Here is an 860-nt window from a genome sequence, read left to right on the forward strand (position 1 = left end):
GTTCTTGAGCTTCTAGGTGCACCCAATGCCTTATCTTTGGCAAGTCGCTCTTTTCCCGCGCCACCGCTACGTGCGAATGCAGGTAACAATGCCATTTTTTCTTGGCCATTTTGCCAATACTGAGTAAGTAATCTTGCAATACTTTTTCTATCTGAACCTACTGTTTTTGCGTATTGTGCCAAGTACGGCTCTCGCTTCTTAGTGGCATAGTCGAACAGAAAGTCATGATTGTTAACTATCCCTTCAATCAGTCTGAAGTTTTTATCTCTACGTTCTCGCTGAGGAGTTGGTATCTCAGATTCGTCGATTAGCAGATGAGGGGCGACATTATATTCAGACCTTTGAATTTTTCTTCTTTTCGACTGCTGAATGAAGCCTTCAATAGAAACAGCTACAGGGCGTATTGTTGTAGAGGTTTGGCTTAAAGGAAAAAGTATTACGCAATCTAAGGCATCTAATACTTCTAGAACTCGGTATAACCCGTCCCCTAAGATTTCAGCTCTTTTAAACTGCCACACAGAGTTTCTAACGATCTCCATTGATGATTCCTCTCTGGGTCAAATGGACTTCATCAATCCTAATCATTCCCTCTTCAGCAATATCACAAGATAAATCAACATCTATAAGTTTGCTCGCTATGAGGTAACGAAGTAACGTCAAGGACTCATCATGTGAAGTAATGTCTGATGTCGTAAAAAGGTCACAAACATCCTCTACAAAACGCTGACCAATATCTAAGGTATGTAAGGCTGCAGTAATCTGAACATCAGAAAAGAGCGTTGCGTTTTCACGAAATGGAGCGGTAGCCCAATCGATGTTTTTACTCTGAGTTCGGGTGAGTTCATTGCCGACAAAAAGAC

The 860-nt window shown here is 41.5% G+C and carries 2 pseudogenes; both read right to left on the reverse strand.

The window, feature by feature from the left end:
• Nucleotides 1–539: pseudogene (locus AB4486_RS22905) on the reverse strand (transposase); the annotation flags it as partial.
• Nucleotides 526–860: pseudogene (locus AB4486_RS22910) on the reverse strand (heteromeric transposase endonuclease subunit TnsA); the annotation flags it as partial. The pseudogenes AB4486_RS22905 and AB4486_RS22910, both read right to left, overlap by 14 nt.

Source organism: Vibrio sp. 10N.222.55.C6 (genome assembly GCF_041473395.1).
GTDB classification, from domain to species: domain Bacteria; phylum Pseudomonadota; class Gammaproteobacteria; order Enterobacterales; family Vibrionaceae; genus Vibrio; species Vibrio crassostreae_C.